The 19,046-nt window shown below is 49.5% G+C and carries 14 protein-coding genes; all 14 read right to left on the bottom strand.

Features of this window, described 5'->3' with window-relative positions:
- Positions 1–69: 69 nt before the first annotated feature.
- The 14 genes from tssM to tssB all read right to left on the bottom strand — a co-directional run bounded on the left by tssM (position 70) and on the right by tssB (position 18,651).
- Complete coding sequence (gene tssM / locus AACX38_RS13630) at positions 70–3,603, bottom strand: type VI secretion system membrane subunit TssM (protein ID WP_228864615.1); 3,534 nt, start codon at positions 3,601–3,603, stop codon at positions 70–72.
- Between the two features lie 68 nt (positions 3,604–3,671).
- On the bottom strand, positions 3,672–5,153 hold the full coding sequence (gene tssA, locus AACX38_RS13625; RefSeq protein ID WP_228864601.1) for a type VI secretion system protein TssA: 1,482 nt from the start codon (positions 5,151–5,153) through the stop codon (positions 3,672–3,674).
- Positions 5,154–5,158: 5 nt separating this feature from the next.
- On the bottom strand, positions 5,159–5,848 hold the full coding sequence (gene vasI, locus AACX38_RS13620; protein WP_228864599.1) for a type VI secretion system-associated protein VasI: 690 nt from the start codon (positions 5,846–5,848) through the stop codon (positions 5,159–5,161).
- Positions 5,845–6,639, bottom strand: coding sequence for a Fis family transcriptional regulator (locus AACX38_RS13615; protein ID WP_099120303.1), 795 nt, complete (start codon positions 6,637–6,639; stop codon positions 5,845–5,847). The genes vasI and AACX38_RS13615 overlap by 4 nt, the downstream gene beginning before the upstream one ends.
- Entirely contained in the window at positions 6,639–9,359 is a 2,721-nt protein-coding gene (gene tssH / locus AACX38_RS13610; protein ID WP_228864597.1) for a type VI secretion system ATPase TssH, read from the bottom strand. Before tssH ends, AACX38_RS13615 begins: the two co-directional genes overlap by 1 nt.
- Before the next feature lie 9 nt (positions 9,360–9,368).
- Positions 9,369–10,148, bottom strand: coding sequence for a type IVB secretion system protein IcmH/DotU (gene icmH / locus AACX38_RS13605; protein WP_099120305.1), 780 nt, complete (start codon positions 10,146–10,148; stop codon positions 9,369–9,371).
- 15 nt (positions 10,149–10,163) lie between these two features.
- Positions 10,164–11,516: a type VI secretion system baseplate subunit TssK gene (tssK, locus tag AACX38_RS13600; protein WP_099120306.1), complete on the bottom strand. Its 1,353-nt coding sequence runs from the start codon at positions 11,514–11,516 to the stop codon at positions 10,164–10,166.
- 2 nt (positions 11,517–11,518) lie between these two features.
- Complete coding sequence (gene tssJ, locus AACX38_RS13595) at positions 11,519–12,076, bottom strand: type VI secretion system lipoprotein TssJ (protein ID WP_099109466.1); 558 nt, start codon at positions 12,074–12,076, stop codon at positions 11,519–11,521.
- On the bottom strand, positions 12,060–13,355 hold the full coding sequence (gene tagH, locus AACX38_RS13590) for a type VI secretion system-associated FHA domain protein TagH (protein ID WP_228864596.1): 1,296 nt from the start codon (positions 13,353–13,355) through the stop codon (positions 12,060–12,062). The genes tssJ and tagH overlap by 17 nt, the downstream gene beginning before the upstream one ends.
- 5 nt (positions 13,356–13,360) lie before the next feature.
- Entirely contained in the window at positions 13,361–14,413 is a 1,053-nt protein-coding gene (tssG, locus tag AACX38_RS13585; RefSeq protein WP_099120308.1) for a type VI secretion system baseplate subunit TssG, read from the bottom strand.
- A complete protein-coding gene (gene tssF, locus AACX38_RS13580; protein ID WP_099120309.1) occupies positions 14,377–16,212 on the bottom strand; it encodes a type VI secretion system baseplate subunit TssF in 1,836 nt (611 codons plus the stop codon). The genes tssG and tssF overlap by 37 nt, the downstream gene beginning before the upstream one ends.
- Positions 16,213–16,653, bottom strand: coding sequence for a type VI secretion system baseplate subunit TssE (gene tssE, locus AACX38_RS13575; RefSeq protein WP_099109470.1), 441 nt, complete (start codon positions 16,651–16,653; stop codon positions 16,213–16,215).
- Between the two features lie 2 nt (positions 16,654–16,655).
- Complete coding sequence (tssC, locus tag AACX38_RS13570) at positions 16,656–18,134, bottom strand: type VI secretion system contractile sheath large subunit (RefSeq protein ID WP_099109471.1); 1,479 nt, start codon at positions 18,132–18,134, stop codon at positions 16,656–16,658.
- A 19-nt stretch (positions 18,135–18,153) separates the two neighbouring features.
- Positions 18,154–18,651, bottom strand: a complete 498-nt coding sequence (gene tssB, locus AACX38_RS13565; RefSeq protein ID WP_099120310.1) for a type VI secretion system contractile sheath small subunit — start codon at positions 18,649–18,651, stop codon at positions 18,154–18,156.
- Positions 18,652–19,046 lie beyond the last annotated feature (395 nt).

The raw sequence follows: 19,046 nt of genomic DNA, 5'->3' as shown, positions 1-19,046 counted from the left end.
TCCTTAAAAAAACCCCTGCCCGAAGGCAGGGGGAAGGTTTTACTTTCAAAACTAACCCACACCTTCACCTCAATAGAGGGTGTCCGGTAGTTTGAAATGGCTGAACAGCCCACCGGCAAATGGGTTGTCTGATTCATCCACGTAGATGCGATAGGTCATCTCGCCGCCATCCACGCTGAAACGCACATCAAAAGAACCGGATTGGATGTTGGTCAGCTTGCCGCTGTTAATCAGCCGCAATTGCGCCCACGGTCCCATATAGCTGATAGAGCGCGGAGCCTGATTACTTCTGTCCGGCATCAGAGTCAGCTTGCTTTCTGTCCCTGCACGCATAGAGTTCGGCCATATCAGACGTGCAACATTGCTGCGGCCGTGGGTGTAATCCACCAGTTGTCCATCAAGGTTCAGCAAGGCGCGGCGTTTGTTGCCGGTCAAGCTGACTGGCTCAATGGCAAACTGTGTGCCCAGCCCGTTCTGTGGTGAGAAGAAAGTGGCACGGATACGGTTAGCATTTTCCAGCTGTTTCAGCACATCCGGACGAATAAGCGTACGACCGTCAGTACCCATCGTCAGTTTGTGTTCCACAAATGGTTTCAGGCTCTGTTTGTAGAAGGCATCAAGTGTGCCATCCGGGCGGAAGAAACGCTCAAACTCACTTAGCGGGACTTCTTCTTTAGCATTAGGATTGAACGGATAACGGCCTGCCAGATAGGTGTTGTACTGTTTAACAACCGTATCCTGCCATTCCACTTCCAGAGAACGGACCGCTTCCATCATGACAACGCGCCACGCCTGATTCGCCAGTTCTCCGACCCAGCGATTCAGGGGTTCAGGCAGGTTTTTCGCCATCTGCTGGACTTCAAAGATCGCATCGCTGTTGTTCTTATCCAGACGCATCTGCACAGCCTGAAGTGCTGATTTACCCGGTGTTGGTGAGTTTTGGATAGACAGCAGATAACGATGCAATGCCATCAGTTTCTGGTAGACGCTTTGCAGCGTGCTGCCTTTATCACCATGTTCGATCAATACGCCGGTTTCCTGAGCAAAACCACGGCTGATGTCAGTCAGGAGTGTGTAATCCTGCTTATCTAACAACGCCTTTCTTTCCGTATTGCTCAATGAACTATCGAGCATCGGAGGATTGGTGTTATCACTCAGGATTTGTAACGCGCGTTTGATCGGCTGTTCACCACTAATTACCTGTTCAATGGCATTGATAGCCTGTGGTAAATCCTCAAAGTCACGGATTTCGAGGTTATTCATCGCGGCACGCCATGTTGCGGTGTAATCCGCCAGATACAGCTCCGTGATTTCGCGCTCGATACGCTCCCGATCCGGTTCACTGTAATTGTCTTTACGTGGTGCGGATTCAGACTCTTTGTACAGACCTTTATTCTTCGCTAAGTTGAGTACCCAGCTATCCATTCCGGTCAGCTCGACCAACTCGCCGCTCTGCTGAATAAAGTAGTCCGTCAGACCCTGACGGGTCAGGAACTGAGGCACCACCAACCGTTTTTCGTTACTGGCGACAAATACACTGTCAAAACTCGGGCCAATCTGGTCACGCAGGTTGATAGGTGCTGGCAGAGTATCCTGAGCCTTGATACGCAGGTTTTGGTAAACACGCTGTTTGACGGAGAGCTTACTCAGCTCCAGCTGTGCTTCCCGGATAGGTTTCGCAAACGGTGCAAAACTATCAATCGCTTCCTGATCACCGGCATCACGTTTCTCTTTCCAGTCGGTACGATCCAGTGCGTAATTCAGGTGGCTCAACAGCGCATCCTGCACATCACGCTGACCGTAGAAGGCTTTACTCCAGCGTTCACGCATATACTGTGCGACCAGCCCTGCATTACGTTTGCTTTTATCTTCCATCATGCGCATCACACGCAGGATTTCGAGTTTTTCCTCACTACCGGCAGGTGCCTTATTCAGGTCATCCAACAGTACGTGCATCAGGGACGGCAGGAATTTTTGCTCCAGCAGATTCAGGTAAGTGTTTTCCACTTTTTTCCCTACCAGACCGCCCTGATATAACCCCATATCTGTCAGGAACGATTTTTTCTCATGGTAATTACCGTAAGCCAGTGTTGCGTCACGGATCGGGTTCAACAGTGGCAACTGGAGGCTACCGTAATTGTCATCCCCTGTCGGAGCCGGTACGGAGAGGAATTTTTTCGCCTCTGCCAGTACTTCTTCTCCGGCACGGTAGTTTTTCTGATAGAAGTAATGCCAGCCACCCCACATTGCCAGTACGACCAGCGCACTCACGGTGGAGAAGGTGTATAACTGGCGACGGTTGCGACTCAGCCAGATACGGTTTTCAGCAGCCAGATTCGGCTCCGCCAGTAACACGTCTTCGAACAGGGTCTGGGTAAAGAAAGGCAGCGTGTCTCCCGCAGGCCATGTCGGAAATGCCTGAGAACCAAGGTGATACTGCGCCGAGGCCGACTGAGTGAACATGTCATCCATCTGCCCGACCTGATGAGCGGAAGTCAGGTACACGCCGCGCAGCATTGGGCGGTGGTTTTCATCGTTGTACAGAATGTCTTCCAGCATCTGTACGATATAGCTGTACAGCCCCTGAATCTGACGGGTGAAACTGAACAGGGCGCTACGCTGATTAGCATCAACGCCGTTCAGCATCATATCCGGCATGGCTCCGTTCAGGTTGTTCATCCACTGTTGCCAGAACTGTTCCAGCTCACTGCGCCACGCTTTTTCGTCGCGATTGTTGAGGCTGAAAGTGACACCCAGAATTTGGTCACGCAGTTTGCGATCCAGTGACTGATACATCGCTTCAAAACCGTGCAACAGGTCAATCTTGGTCATCACCAGATAGATAGGCAACTGGCTGTGGAAAGTCAGGCGAATTTCCTGCAAACGATGATGAATTTCCCGCACGTAACGCTCACGCTGTTCGCGGTTATCCGTCATCAAACGCAGGGTATCCACGGTCAGAATGATCCCGTTAAGCGGCTGGCGCTGGCGGTTTTCTGACAGCCAGTTCAGCAGGGCTTCCCACAGACGACTGTTAATTTGCGGTTTGTCACTGTTCAGCGGAACAGGCTGGTCAATCAGGCGGCCTTTCGGGTCGATGATGACGGCTTTTTCTCCCAGCCAGCAACGCAATAACAGGGAGATATCCCCATCCTGACGCAAATATTCCGGCGCAGCGATTTCAGACAGCTTATAACCTTCTTTGATAAGCGAGGTTTTACCGCTCAGCTGGCTACCAATCACCATGTACCACGGGCGTTCGTATAGGTAGTTGTAAGAATCCAGATGGCGCTGTAACTGAGATTTCCAGTGGTCAAGGTAACGATCCTGATATTCAATATCCATGCGAACCGGATCAACCACTTTTAATTCAACATCAAGGTTCAGTTTTTCAAGCTGACGCAGACGACGCCACGCTTTCACACCGATCCAGCCCAGCACTCCCATAATGATAAGGGCTGTCGCCAGCCAGCGGGCGGCAAGGCTTTCCAGCGGATAATCCTCACGGATTTTCAGGTCAGGCCCCCACCACCAGACTGCGATAAGCAGTACGCAGGGGATAAGCGCCAGAATGAGCGCTATCGCTGCCTTAAAACGCGGCATGGATTTAAATTTCCCCACCGCCGGCAGCACCGATTTCAATTGAGCGATTGATGACAAAGAGGGCCATTTCATAGGTTAACGCTCCTGTTTGAAGCAGTATCCTTATCAAGCGAAGGGATTTTTTCAGCGCCTGTTTTTTCAGCGCCTATCTTTTCAATTAACTGCGTCAGCAGGCTGGGTTCCCATTGGGTCAGTAACATGTGTTGTCCCGTGTGTAACAAGTTCCGGTAATGCTGTTGTGCCAGTGCTGTCATGCCCGCTTCTTCAAGCAGTTGAGCATTGAGCAACTGACCATAGAATTGATCACGAGGCTCCGTGAGCTGCTGCTGGTGCTCTTCCAGCATTTTCAGGGCAGCTTCCAGCCCCTGTTGCTGGAAACATTGCCAGATGGCTTCCTGATCAGCAGAAAACGAAGCGCCTCCCGTTGATGAAGAGGATTCTGGTGCCAGCCAGTCCAGAGTCTCTGGAGAAATAAACGGACTCATGTCAGAAAAACTTAAGGTTTTTAATACGGGCAGCCGTTCCAGAAACGCATTCAGTTCGTGGCGAATGGACTGGGCAACATTCTTGTAGCCCAGTTGTGCTGCCGCCTGAGCAGCAATGGCATGACCATCCAGCCAATAAGGTGCAAGTGCCAGACTCTGTTCAATTTGCACCAGCAGTTTGTTATCTGCGGTCGGCAGCCTTGCCAGATAATCGGCCGTGCGATCCGCTGAAGTTGGTGCCAGCGGTGTCTTTCCCGCTGCACCCGCCATTGGTGCTGTGGTGATGGTGTACCAGACGGCATGGCGGCGCAGACAATAACCGACCGGTGATTCCGGGTAGCGTTCACAAAGCAGATCAGAAACCGTCATCAGAGTCTGTTTCCACGCCTTATCACTGGAACTGTTAACGTCTACTTCCGGCATTGGTGCAACCGCATTTTCCTGCGTAGTTCCCTGAGAAGATTGCGGTTCAGCCGGAGTCTGAGATGTTGCCGCTGCGACAGGCTGTGAAGGTGCTGTTCCGGCTTCTGGCTGACGGTTATAGCGGGTGCGCAGCTGGTCGATTTCTTTTGCCAGCTCCGGTTCACTGCTATGCCAGCACTGTGCAAGATGAGCCAGTACTCCCTGTGCATCATCCCGCTGGCCTTTACTGGATTTCTCGGTAAAACTCGTCTGGGCAGAATCAAAGCGCTTGATCACCTGCTGCGCAAGACGGCGCTTCAACACAGGTTTATTCGGCCATGCTTTTTCCCAGTAATTTTTTACGTACTCCGTCAGCAACTCCATCGCCAAAAGCAGCTCAGCCGGCTGACCGGCATGTTGCAGGGTACGCAATAAATGCACCATCAGCCGGAAGTCCTTACTGGTTTCGCTGAAAAGTTGCAGTGCCTGTCGCTGGATCTCTTCAACATCCAGCGAACCGTGTGACAGCGAACCGAATTTAATCATCTCGCCATCGATAAATTCCCATGAGGGATCATTGTCTCCCAGTGCTTTACCTGTCTGTTCGTCGGACAGCGGGGCCAGCAGAGAGCCGAACCAGTCAAATTGTGTTCTGATGTCCATGTCGATTACCAACGACAGGCTTCGCGCAATGGTTTCGCGGCCTGCTCCAACTGAGAAATGTTAAAAGTGATCTGACTGCCTTGTTCTGGGGTGATGGTCATATGTTCGCTGCCCATTAAGCGTTTGATTTCATCAATCCCCGGCAGACCACGGCTGGATTCCCATAAGTAACCACTCTCCCGCAGGAACCATTCGGTTTTGAACAGAGTTTTGTTCGTCGTGACAGTCACCGCACCCGATTCCGCAGACTTAGGCAAAGCAACCTGCAAACGGGTGATGCGGTCAATACAACTGAGCATCAGAACAGGGCGCGGAGGGGGAACCCCAACAGCGGGGGTTGTCAGAATGATCCGGGTTGTGCCGTTTTCTCCCCGCGAGACAATGAAGCCAGTCGAATGGTCAGTTCGCTGCATCTCCTGCTCCATCGCCTGCCGCCACATAGGCCCCATATTTTCCAGCGTAACTGGCACAGTACCGATTTTAAGGTTATCGAATTCCCGGTCATAACATGCCAGTCGGATAAGAGGGGAGCGCTCAAAGCGACATTTTTGCAGCTCATCCAATTGTTTTTCCTGTTGTAAAACCACTTCCTGTGGTTTGGACGCTGCGGTTTTCTGTGCTTCTGCTATCTCCGCAAGTGTGGGACTGCCTGCCAATGACACCAGTAATGAACTGATAATTAAAGAAATATTCATAATCTACACCCGTATTTAGCCAGTTTGTAAACCAACGTCCGCTGGGCGATTCCCAGACTTTGCGCGATCAGTCTGGTATCGTTGCCAAACTGGCGCTGACGTTGAACTAACACGGCACTTTCAAATTCTTCTATGGCCTTTGGCAGATTATCGATGTGACTGTAATCCACGGAGATACTGCCTGCTCCTGCGTTTTTGGATTCACTCAGGGAAGCAAGCAGTTCATCCAGTTGTTTTTCTTTTTGACGCTGAACCTGAAATACCTGACGGATTTGACGTAATTGCCCACGCAGTTGTTCGAGTTCCTGCAACTTTTTAAGTCGGTGCTGCATAACGTGGCAATAAATGCCGAACATGTTTTCATTGTTAGTAAAATAACTGACATTTTCGGCAAAAATGGCAATAACACCGCAGGCCTGCCCGTTGCAGTCAAACAGTGGAATGCCATACAGCCCGCAGTTATGCGGTAACTCGGCAATGAATGTACGGAAGTGAGGATCGTCAATGCGCGCACCGTGATTCAGGGAATCCCACACTGTGGGCGTTCCCTTGCGCATTACCTGTATCAGCGGGTTATTGACGTCATCAATATCCAGATACAATCGGCGTGAGCTGATTTCATCAGGTTCTGGCAAATTACAGCATTCCAGCCTGTTTTCATGGATGTTGAGCAAGAAAACCAACAGGGCATCAAAACGCGAGTTTTGGCTCACCAGCAAAAAGTGGTCAACCAGTTGTTCAATAGTGTCATCTTCCAATAACGCTAACGCGCTTTTCAGCCGCTGTTTCATTATTCTGCCTCCTCAACCTCTGCCTGAAACTCATGTTCTGCTACGGTTAAACGAATGGCACTGATCGCGGTGCCTGCGGCCATTTTCTGCAACAGCAGTAATGAAACCGGCGGTAACAGCGCGCCATCAATAATCGACTCCAGCATACGGGCACCGTTTTCAGCGCGGGTAGCGCGCAGCAGGATCTCTTCTGATACGTCATCGCTGATGGTGACTTCGGCGTTGAAGCGTTGAGTCAGCAGTTTATCCAGTCGGGCCAGTTTGCCCTGAATGATGGTTTTCAGAGTTTCATGACCCAGTGGCAGGTAAGGGATCACTTCCATACGTGCCAGCAATGCCGGTTTGAAGAAGGCGGCCAGTTCAGGATAGAGCTGATCGTTGATCTGCTCAGGCTGCTCGGCATAATCCACAATGGTCTGGTAGCCCAGATTAGAGGTCAGGAAGAACACGACGTTTTTACAGTCGATGATGCGCCCTTCACCATCTGCCAGTTCACCTTTATCAAAGGCCTGATAGAACAGGTTCAGTACGTCCGGATGCGCTTTTTCCACTTCATCCAGCAGAACGACGGAATAAGGTTTCTGACGAATCGCTTCGGTCAGTACACCGCCTTCGCCATAACCCACATAACCCGGAGGAGAACCGATCAGGCGTGAAACGGTGTGTTTCTCCTGAAACTCCGACATATTGATGGTGGTGAGGTACTGACGGCCACCAAACATCAGTTCGGAAATTTGCAGTACAGTTTCGGTTTTACCGACACCACTTGGCCCTACCAGCAGGAAGGCACCCAGAGGACGTCCCGGACGGCGCAAATCAGCGCGGGCAGTTAACAGGTGTTTATGCAGGCACTGAATGGCAACATCCTGACCTTTGATGCTCTGTCCCAGATGAACAGGCAACTCAGTCACGATTGACAGTTCACTTTGTGACAGACGATTCAGCGGAACACCCGTCCATTCAGCGATAACACCGGCAATCTGAGTTTTGTCGACATGTGGGGAAACCAATGTTTGTTTTTTCTGAAGTTCTGCCAGCTGTTCATTGAGTTCAGCCAGTTTTTCGATCAGAGATTTCACATCAGCCGGTTCAGTAACCGTTTCTTCCTGTACTTCTTCTTGCTCAGTCACATCATGTTCTTCTGAGTTGTCAGAAACTTCATCCGCAGCCTGTTTTTCTCTATCGGCATTCTGACTGGCTTCTTTATCATCAGACAGAAGCTGACTACGCAGTTCGATTATCTGCTTCACCAGTTCCTGCTGCTGTTGCCAGTCGCTTTCCAGAGCGGTCAGCTGTTCCTGAGTTTCCTGCTGCTGGTTTTGCAGTTCTTTCAGTCGTTCTGAATGCTCGTTCAACCCCATCCGCTGCTCTCTTTCCAGCACGTCGATTTCCATCTGCATCTGATGCAGTTCGGTTGTCAGTGAGGAGATCTGGCGCGGTGGCGATGTCAGGTTAATGGCTACGCGGGCACAGGCAGTATCCAGTACGTCAATGGCTTTATCCGGTAGCTGGCGGCCGGAGAGATAACGGTCACTCAGTACCGCCGAGGCTTTCAGCGCTTCATCATCAATCAGGACACCGTGTGCCTGCTCGTAAATGGCTCGCAGGCCACGCATGATGACAGTCGCTTCTTCCGCACTTGGTTCAGAAACTTTGACCAGCTGGAAACGACGGGACAGAGCCGCATCTTTTTCGAAGTATTTTTTATACTCGCTCCATGTGGTCGCGGCGATGGTTTTCAGTTCGCCACGTGCCAGTGCAGGTTTGAGCAGGTTAGAAATATCCAGTCCGCCAGCCTGATTACCTGCGCCAATCAGCGTATGGGCTTCATCGATAAACAGAATGATCGGTTTTGGTGATTGAATCACTTCCGCCATAATGCCTTTGAAGCGTTTTTCAAACTCACCTTTAACTGCCGCACCAGCCTGCAATGCCCCCAGATCCAGTGTCATTAATTCACTGTTACGCAGTTTTTCCGGAACGCGATCGTTGATGATGCGCAGTGCCAGACCTTCAATCAAAGCACTTTTACCAACACCTGCCTCACCCACCACAATCGGGTTGTTTTTACGGCGACGGCAGAGAATGTCGATCATCAGGTCAATTTCATTATCACGGCACAGTACCGGATCGAGTTTGCCCTGACGCGCCTGCTCCGTCATATTCTGGGTAAAACGGGCCAGCAGGCTGTCGCTGTTTGCCGGATGAACGCCCTGCCCTTCTTTATCATCGGTACTGAAAGGCTGTTCGGCAGAGCCGTTTGTCCATTCAGCGAAATTCTGACGCAGCAGCTCACGGTTAATTCCCGCCAGCAGTCGCGCAGACTGTGGAGCCAGATAACGCAGCGGGCTGAACAGTAATGCGATCAGCAGTACACCACTGCGCAGTTCGGTATGCTGCATTTCAGTGGAAGCCAGCAGCCAGCTGTCCTGCAACCATTCCACCAGCATCGGGGAAAAATTAGGGTAGGTCTGTACAATCGACTGGTGATGAGTCATCACCTGATCGAGTTGTTCTTTCAGCAGGTCTTTATCGATCTCTGCTTTGTTCAGGATCAGACGCACGTCACTGAGAGGTGTTTCGATCATCTGAAGCAGCAGTTGAGCCACAGTAATCTCTGGCTGTTGCTGACTGACGCAGGATGCCGCCGCCGCTTCCAGTGCATGGCGGGTCATCGGGTTTAAACGGTTTACAAGAGTGGGCAGATCAATCTGAATCATGGCGACTTCCTATCTTAATAATTTATTTAGCTGCTCTAATATGTACTGGGTCTGATCACCGAGGCGTATGGCATAAAAACTATAAATAGCAATCAGCAGACCTATGCCTATCGCAAACAGATGTTTGATCTTCCAACGCCGGATCAGGCGATAACTTGCATCGCGCTCGTTTACGTTGACATACAGCGTGGTCGGCGGAGCATCTCCACGCAATGAGTGAAGCTGTTGCTGCAAGCGGCGGAACAGGCGATCAAAGTCATCACTTTTCTGGGTGCTGACTTTGTAACGTCCGCGGTAGCCAAGGCAGAGGCAGAGGTAAATAAACTCCAGCAGATGCTGGTAGCGCTGAGCCTCTCCCATCAGGCGTTCAAGCAATACAAAGACTTTTTCTCCCCCCCACGTTTCATTGTGGAAGTGCACCAACAGTGATTGCTTCAACCAGCCATTCTGGCTGTTCCAGCCGTGCCCCAATGCGGTTTCATCAATGAAGGTGCACAGTACGTAACGGAATGAAACAATCGCACCGGGTTCATAGCCCTTGGTTTGCAGAAGCTGCTCAATAGCACGAATGTCAGTAACAACCTGTTGGTAAAGCTTATCTGGCAGCGCCTGATCACTCATGTCCTGCAAACGCAAAACCATTCCCAGTAAAGGGGTGGCGGCATCGATCATCGGGTTGAGGCTTTCACCACGCAACGGGAGCTGGTACTGGCGCTGAAACGTTTTCAGTGTTTCAGCCTGTTTTTCAAATTTTTCCAGTGACGGACTGTCAACATTGATATCACTCATGCCTAATCCTCATAACTAGTCCTTACCGCCCCTGATAGCCCAGAGCTGCATATCCAGGTCAGGGAAATCCCCTGAGACGTGGAATGCAATGGAGTTACCCTGTTGGATCTCTTTCCATGCCGGGCTCTTCTGATCCAGACGGAAGTAGGTATATCCGGAGTGATATGGCAACTGACGAGGAGCTGCGGACAGTGCAATCAGTGGTACACCCGGTAACTGGACGCTGACCAGATCGCGGATACGCTCCATTGAGGTGACTTTGGTTTGCTGGACGAACTGACGACGCAGCTGTTCCTGCGGAGTGCTGGCGCTGATAGCCAGAACAAATTCAGCTTTGCGCAGCAGGTCGTTATCGTGCAGCGTGGCAACGCGAATTCCACCTTCGTTCTGTTTCAGGGCAATCGATGTTGCACGCGGTGTCAGAACAACGTTCAGTGCATCACGGATGGCGTGCATGGCATCCTGAAAGGTATCGGTCAGGTTATTGTGGTCATAGGCCAGAATATTGCCCGGCAGACGGCTCGCATCGGTAAAGGTTCTCAGCTCACCGCAGGTCTGGATCAATTGGGTGTACAGATGCAGCGGATGCAGAACGCTTTGCTTAGCATAATGGTTGTACAGCGGCTGAACGCGGTTCAACAGCTGGAGCATCATAAACTCAGCCACATCTGCAATCCCCTGCTGGCCCGGCGAACCGATACGCTTCGCTAATGTTCTTGAACGCTCTGTCAGCAAACCATCGATTTCCACCATGAAGCGCTTGAGTTTGTCAGCAACGAAAATGGACAGGCAGGTCGGGATAAATTCATTATCCAGCACGATAGTGCCATCTTTCTGTTTTTCTTTAATACGGCACAGCGGGATCGCGGTGTAAGCACTCATATCCTCAGAGCCCTGCATCAAGACTGGTGTCAGCTGAGCAAGGTTCAGGATGGAAGAGTCACCGCCTTTGGTATGTAAGTCACGGACATCACCCGGCAGCTCGCGATAACGCACTGCACTCTGGGTTTCAGCATCCCGATCAGCCACTTCACGAATGGTATCGCTCGACATGGGTAATGCCAGATAGATATCCTTACTTTTCAGGTCATTGATGTTTTCGATATCCAGCGGTTTTGGCAACAGATCCTGACTGGGTGCTGCGAATATTGTGCCGTCCGGCATAATACCGCTGGCTTCGGTAATACCGATGCGCCCCAGCTTGAGCAAATCATCATTGATGCTCATGGAGCTGAAACCATGACCGTATGCTGTCAGTACAGAGACGAGGCTGTGGGCCAGATAATCATTATGTTTTTGTTGTTGTTGGAAATGCTGTGGCTTGATGAATAATCCTTCGTGCCAAATCACCCGATTCTTTCCTGGCATGATTACTCCTCCTCCTCTTTTCTAAGTTCGACGTCGTTATTTCTGACATGCACCAAGATGTTGTAATGGCGTCCCATGTCTTTTACCCGGATGATCTTTTTCCATTCAGACTGATTGACATCTGCATAGTGGACGATGACACCGATATAACGGTTTTTCTTTTCTAATGTGATCACTTCCAGCGGCTTGTATTGCCCCGGCAGCAGGGTGTAATCCTGATGATCGATGTAATTTTTCCCCAGCGCCTTTTCGAGCTTGTCACTTTCAAGCTGGTCATAATCGGCAGCCAGAAAACGTGAATCCTCACTGAGATAAACCAGATTCATCTCAACAGGTGCCGGTTCACCACTTTCATTGGGGTTGATGTTGGGTTCAGCCAGTAACGTGATATTGGCAACAGAAGCCTGATCACTCGGCCTTCCTACCGGCGTGGAAGGATCCCAGATGACCTGACCGACTTTTTTGGTTGCGTTCCATGCACTGCTACAGCCGTTCAGTAACATCGCTGACAGTAATAAAATCCCTACCGACCATATGCGCTGACTACCGGAACGTTTCATCACTGGCGTCCTCTAAGCCCTGACGCAATGCGCGGTCATAAGCCTGCTCGTACACCTCACGGAAGAGCTTTTCAAACCCCTGCTGGCGGCTGGAAGCTAATTCACGGTAGTAGTTGGTATACATTTCCCACGCCCATGAAGCATCTTTGTTTCTGGCGTCACTGCTGCGGCGATAATGTGAAAACCGGCGGAGCAACTGCTCAGGAGAAAAGGCTTCCAGCATGGTATCCAGCGCCGCAGAGATCGCTTCCCGGTTGGCCTGATAATGCAGTTGCAGGTTATGCAGGCTTTCTGCGACAGCAGCGGGAGCTGACAGGTGAACCGGACTTTTCTGCTCGGAGAACATCACCTGCATCGTGGTGTCGTAATCCATATTCAGGCGCAGTGGGTTGTCTTCGATCGGACGAAGTTGCTTATCACGCAGCCCGTGCTGTTCACGCTGGAGAGCCAGTAATCCTTCGATTGCCGCTTTCATGGTTTTACCCATTTCCTGCAAGAAATCGTTGGCCTGCTGCGTGTCGTGCAGAGGCAACTGTGTATCCAGCCCGCGCATCAAAGGCGTAATCGCGACATGGTCAACATCCATATCTTCATAATGCTGCTCGGAAACGATATCCGGTAAATCAAGGAACTCCTGATCCATAACACTGCCTCGGTTATCAGAAATAGGGTTAGCAAATGGAGGGGATTGATAATGATCCGGAGGCAGAAGCTGCTCGGTATCATCAGCGTCAACCTGCTGTTTCAATGTGGTCAGGCTTTCACTGTCCAGTACCCTGAGAGGGTCATCGCTGAAACGGTGCATCACCGTCGGAGCAACGCTGTCATCTTTGGCAAATGCAGACTTTTGCAGCGAAACACCTTCCATCATGGCATCCAGCGGATTGCTGTAACTGGAAACCAGCGATTCAGGTGATACCGTTGAAGGATCGACCCGATCTGACTCAGAGAAGCTGATGTGGATCTTGATCGACAACTTGCCGGCTTTAATCTGATCGCCCTGCTGTAAACGGATCAGGCTGGACTGTGGTGTTAATGTGGCATTATTGATCTGCACAGCATCAGACAGCACTTGCAGGCAGAATGCACCATCACGCCACTGAATAGAGAATTGTGACGGGTGGATATTGCCCTGACTGTCCTGAACAGACCACAGGTGACTTTCACTGCTGCCGACCGTACCGCCCTGTGGCGAAAACTGGCAGCTGGCGGCTCGGCCACTCTCCAGTTGCTCACTGTTGATAACCCGCAATGAAAGGGTTGGTTGATGTTTTTCCATAGTCGTTATTCCATAACTGAAATTGTGACAGAGGGTTTCTTTTCCGGCTCACCGAGAAAACTGGTCCATCCCAGATGGTTATGCTGTTGTGCCCCCAGAACCATGCCGCCAACCTGATTTTCCGCCAGCCCGAGACGCAGCTCCCACGCAAACTGACTACGCATGACGAAGGAAATGAACATCACTAATGGGAGGTAGTTTTTTCCGTCCGGCAGGAATGACAGGAACCGATCACGGGGCAGATTGTTGATACTGAGCAGGAATTTCCCGCTGTAATCCCCGATCCATGAACCGATGGTGAAGTTTTGTCCTAATACTGACAGCTCGGTATCACCAATCGTTTGCCCCTTATTGGTGCCGCCCAGACGATTTTGTTGATCAACCGGGATCGTGACTTTTCTGAACTGCCAGCCGTGTAGAGTGACATCCTGTAAGTCAAAACAGTGGGAAACCAGACTACATATCACTTCCGGTGAACGGCCGGGACTTGCCAGCAACCCGGCATAGGCCAGCATTTTGCTGTGATTGATATTCAGCATCCGACGGTTAACGTCACTGCCTAACCCCACCAGCGAGAACATGCGCTGGGAAAAACCGTCTTCCCCGCCTTTCTTAAAGCAGATGTAATAGCGGTACTTCCGCCAAATCTGGTGCAGGAGCGTGATTAAGCGATGGTTAAACAGGTTGAGAAAATCCGTCAGCCGGTTTTCACCCTGAGCGTCTTCCCATGCCAGTGAATCCAGGTAATAACCCGGCATCGGGGACTGGCTGCCATGTAGCCCCATAAAAGAGACTTCCAGCTCAAAATACCCCTGTTTGGACTGCGTCAGTGAAACCACATCACGAGTAGGAAATGCCAGACTGGCGCTGGATTTGAAGCGGACAGATTCACGTTCAGGCCGATCCGTCTCTCCGGTTTTTTCCCACGCTACCGCCAGCTGATTGAGCAGCTCAACCAACTGGTAAAAGTTGTAGCGTGAGATGTCCAATTCCAGCGCTTTGGCAGGACTCTGCGCTGTGATTACATCAACGAGTGTTGACCTATCTGTACCGGCCATTCATAACATTCCTGATTATCTAGATTGATTACCTTCAACATATGAAAAGCGTTGACGCTGGCATACAGTGAGAAAAACCGTGACAAAATCGTACTGAACAAATAAAGCTCACCTTCTGAGCTGAATGCCTGCTGCCGGATATACAAAGTAGAGCGCAAACCACGTACCGGCTGGCCCCGGAACAGACGATCCGTCGGCTCTGTCTCGATTTTTTCAATAGCATCAAGCCGTTTCTGTGATGATCGTTTAGACTGTCGGTTGTGAATACTCGGGAAATCGTAAGTACGCAGCACCTGTTTCAGTGCATCTCTATCCAGCAGTGACATGTAGTTCAGCGACATGTTCGACAACAGCGACCAGTGCAGTCCGCCGTCCAACAACGGGTAAAGCGGCACGGACGGGCGTGTGATATTGCGGAATGTCGCAAATGACGGGCTGCCGATAGAAGGGTAATTAATGTCTCCGACACGTAGTTCCAGCGGCAGTTCACGGTTGGTACACGTCAGGCTGACGGAAACATTCTCTTTCAGTCTGAGCCGCAGCAGATCAGATTCATCGCCACGGACAAATGAGATGAAATGTTCCAGCCCTCTGCGGAAAGGTGACTCTTTCACCCGCAGACGGTAGTAACGCATTGAGCGTTCATCTTCGTTATCAATTTGGTGATTGAAACTTTCGAACGGGGTATAAACCCGCTCACCGACACGTGCCCGGCTGCGCTCACCATTCTCTCCTGTCAGCCAGCTTTCAACACCGTCGATAGAGAAAATATCGTAGTTATCCGGGAAGCTATAACTGGCCTTCAGCGGGTATTCCGTCTGGCTACCATTGAGTTCAATCGCTTCGCTATCCATCGGGAACAAATTAATCGCCGGTGTACAGTGCAGACGGAAAGTGTCATGGCGGATCTTCGCTTCGGGTGGCAGTGCCTGAGAAAAATGTAAATTCAGTTTGAAATCTTTTGTCTTAAGATCTTCAGGCAGTTCCGGCAAACCCTTCACGTCAAAAAACAGGAAGCTTTCCGCAAAACAGAAATATTCCTGCAAAATGCGATAACCCATGTAGGCATTTTTAGGGTAAGGCAACAGTGCATCTTCCCGCTCAAACCCAACCGGTACAAAGTCAAAATCCGGCAAAGGGATCACCTTATCACCGATCACCAGTTCCGCTTTTCTGAAGTAGTAACAGAGCCAGAAATAGAGTTGCGAAGTGGTATAGTCATCACCACTGAGGTAAAAGCGTAATTTATCCAGTTCCAGTTCATGGAGATTCAGTTCCGTTTTTGAGGCAAAGTTCAGGCCAATGATCCCCTGCTCATTACTGTTATTAACGGAAATATCCTGAATAGAAAGTGGGAAAAGCCAGACATCACGGCATAAGGTGAAGGTACAGCGGCTGTGATCATCCCTTTTGCCATTCGACTGCTTTTCATTCGAGTAAATATCATCATGAGCTGCCAGCGCATTACTCATAATCTGTGTGCCACGTTTAACCTGTGTCGCTTTTGTCACCACACTCTCATCAGGGGTATATTCGATGATGGTCATGCTGGGAGTCGGACGCAGATAATTAGGCCAAAGCATATTAAGCAGGCCATGAGTCAGTTCAGGGAACTGATCATCAATTTTTGCCCGCAGATTGCCTGTCAGGAATGCAAAACCTTCAAGCAAACGCTCAACGTCAGGATCTGAGCCTTGTTCAGACAGAAAAGCGGCAAGATGAGGACGCTCAACTGCGGCTTCTTTCCCCAGTTGTCGCAAATAGTTCAGCTCATCTCTGAAATATTTTTCAAATGACATTTATTGAGTTCGCTCCAGGCAATAGCGCCGGTTGTTGTCCAACTGGATGCTGAATTCCACAACATCGTTGATATCATCCAGGGAAACTTCCGCACTGATATGAAAGCTCAATAACAACGGATCTGACTCATCATTGATGGCGCTGACTGACACCGCTGATATTCTGGGCTCATAATTTCTGATGCACTCTTCTATCGCCCATTCGATACTTTGCTTGAAATCCACTGAGGTTGCGGTTGCGTCATTAAGGTCAATGACACCCAGTTCAATGGCACTCTGGCAGGCACCAGGGCGCGAATTAAGCACTTCATTCAAATGTTTCTTTATAGAATCAAGCAGAGCACGCATCCTTGACTGACGGGAAGAGCCGGAGCTCTTCCCTTGAATGCGCTCGAACAGACTGGCAGAGCTGCCTCTGTTCCAACTGTACAGCGCAGCCATGATTATTCCTTATCCAAACGTCCGACCAGCGACAGTTCGAAACTCGCACCCATGTATTTGAAGTGTGGGCGAACCTGCATCGCAACCTGATACCAGCCTGGATCGCCTTCAACATCCAGAACCTTGATTTCAGCAGCGCGCAGTGGGCGACGGCTACGAACGTCAGTTGGTGGGTTTTCCTGATCAGCAATGTACTGTTTCAGCCACATGTTCAGTTCACGCTCCAGATCCTGACGCTCTTTCCAAGAGCCGATCTGCTCACGCTGCAACACTTTGATGTAGTGAGCCAGACGGTTGATGATGAACATGTATGGCAGCTGAGTACCCAGCTTGTAGTTAGTTTCCGCAATGTTGCCTTCACGGGTGTTCGGGAACACTTTTGGTTTCTGCACGGAGTTTGCAGAGAAGAATGCTGCGTTATCACTGCCCTTACGCATGGTCAGGGTGATAAAACCTTCTTCTGCCAGTTCAAATTCACGGCGGTCAGTGATCAGAACTTCTGTTGGGATCTTCGCCTGTACCTGACCCATCGCTTCATACAGATGAACCGGCAGATCATTCACCGCACCACCACTTTGTGGACCAATGATATTCGGGCACCAGCGGTATTTAGCGAAGCTGTCTGTCAGGCAGCTTGCCAGCAGATAAGCGGTGTTACCCCACAGATAGTGCTCATGGTCACGGCTGACATTTTCCTGATAGTTGAAGTTTTTGATTGGATTTTCAACGGAGGAATATGGCAGACGCAGCAGGAAACGAGGTGCAGTCAGACCCAGATAACGGGAATCTTCAGATTCACGCAGTGCACGCCATTTGGTGTGTGAAGGGCCTTCGAAGACAGATTTCAGATCTTTGATAGCTGGCAGATCAGTAAACTGGTTCACACCGAAGAATTCAGGTGAAACAGAGGAGAGGAATGGAGAGTGAGCCATTGCTCCCACTGAGCTGACATACTGCATCAGTTTGATATCAGGCGTAGTGTTGTTGAAAGCGTAGTTACCGATGACAGCAGCAACAGGCTCACCACCGAACTGGCCGTAACCTGTAGAGTAAACATGCTTATAGAAACCGGACTGAATAATTTCTGGAGAGAACTCGAAGTCTTCCAGCAATTCGTCTTTAGTCGCATGGATGATGTTGATTTTGATGTTTTCACGGAAATCAGTGCGATCAACCAGCATTTTCAGTGAGCGCCAGGAAGATTCCAGCTCCTGAAATTGCTTAGCGTGCATGATTTCATCCATCTGCTCACTCAGCTTTTTATCAAGCTCGACAATCATTTTATCAACGAGGAGCTTATTGATAGGTTCTTCGTTAGAACCTGTATCCAGAATGCTACCGATAAAAGCGGCAACACCCTGTTTTGCAATGTAGTAGCCGTCATTTTCAGGAGTCATTCTCGCTTGAGACATAATTTCATCAAGCAGAGAAGTGGTTGCGCCAGAAGCAAGTGCTGTGCTGTTTTCTTCGTGCTGAGCCATTTAGAATTCCTTTAACGAGTTATTTTTTATTGATGATTTCAAGTTCTTTCAGGAGTTGTTCACGAACGGATTCATCATCCAGCAGTGACTGCAGGCGAGCGCGAAATGCGGGGATATTTCCCAGAGGGCCTTTTAATGCAACTAATGCTTCACGTAGTTCCAGAAGTTTATTCAGCTCTGGTACTTTCTTGGCGATATTATCCGGTGAGAAATCACTTAGGGATTTTATTTCCAGATTAACTGGTAAATCTTCTTCACTTTTTTCATCGAGGCGATTAGGGACGTTAAAAGTCAGGTTGATATTCGCCTCATTCATTACGGCATTGAAGTTATTTTTATTAACAGAAACTGTTGGTCTTTCTTCAATTGGCGTATCTTCTGTTTTGCCTTTCAGGTCACCTACAACCAGAAGATTCAGTGGTAATTCAACTTCTGCTGTCTGATCACCGGTATTTGGAACATATTTAATATTAATTCTTTCTTTAGGAGCTACGCTACCAGGACTATTTTTACTCATATTTCAACCCTTTGGCTAATACAACCATGAACTGTCTAACAACCCATTATTGGTAAGATAATAATTACAATGTTATCCATATAACAAATACAGCAGAGCTTCCTAAAAAATAGGCATAGGAAAACAACTGTATTTGCAGACATAAGTAGACTTTTATATATCACCATATAGATAAATATAAGAAAGACTCTAACCAGTCGTGGAAATAACATCGATATAAAAAATCGTCAATAGCGAGTTTGACACTTTATTTTTTTGATGTAAAGCCAAAACACTAATTGATAACACCCTCTATTCTGGCTTTTAATACTTTTATTGTAGTTCTTGAAAATTTATAATTACTTTTATCTTACTAAATAGATAAAAGTTTGGTTTTACTCTTTATAGGTGTATAT

It is taken from the genome of Xenorhabdus sp. PB30.3 (genome assembly GCF_963895965.1).
GTDB classification, from domain to species: domain Bacteria; phylum Pseudomonadota; class Gammaproteobacteria; order Enterobacterales; family Enterobacteriaceae; genus Xenorhabdus; species Xenorhabdus stockiae.
The sequence above is the reverse complement of the archived record's forward strand: the minus strand, read 5'-3'. Positions and strand labels throughout refer to the sequence as shown.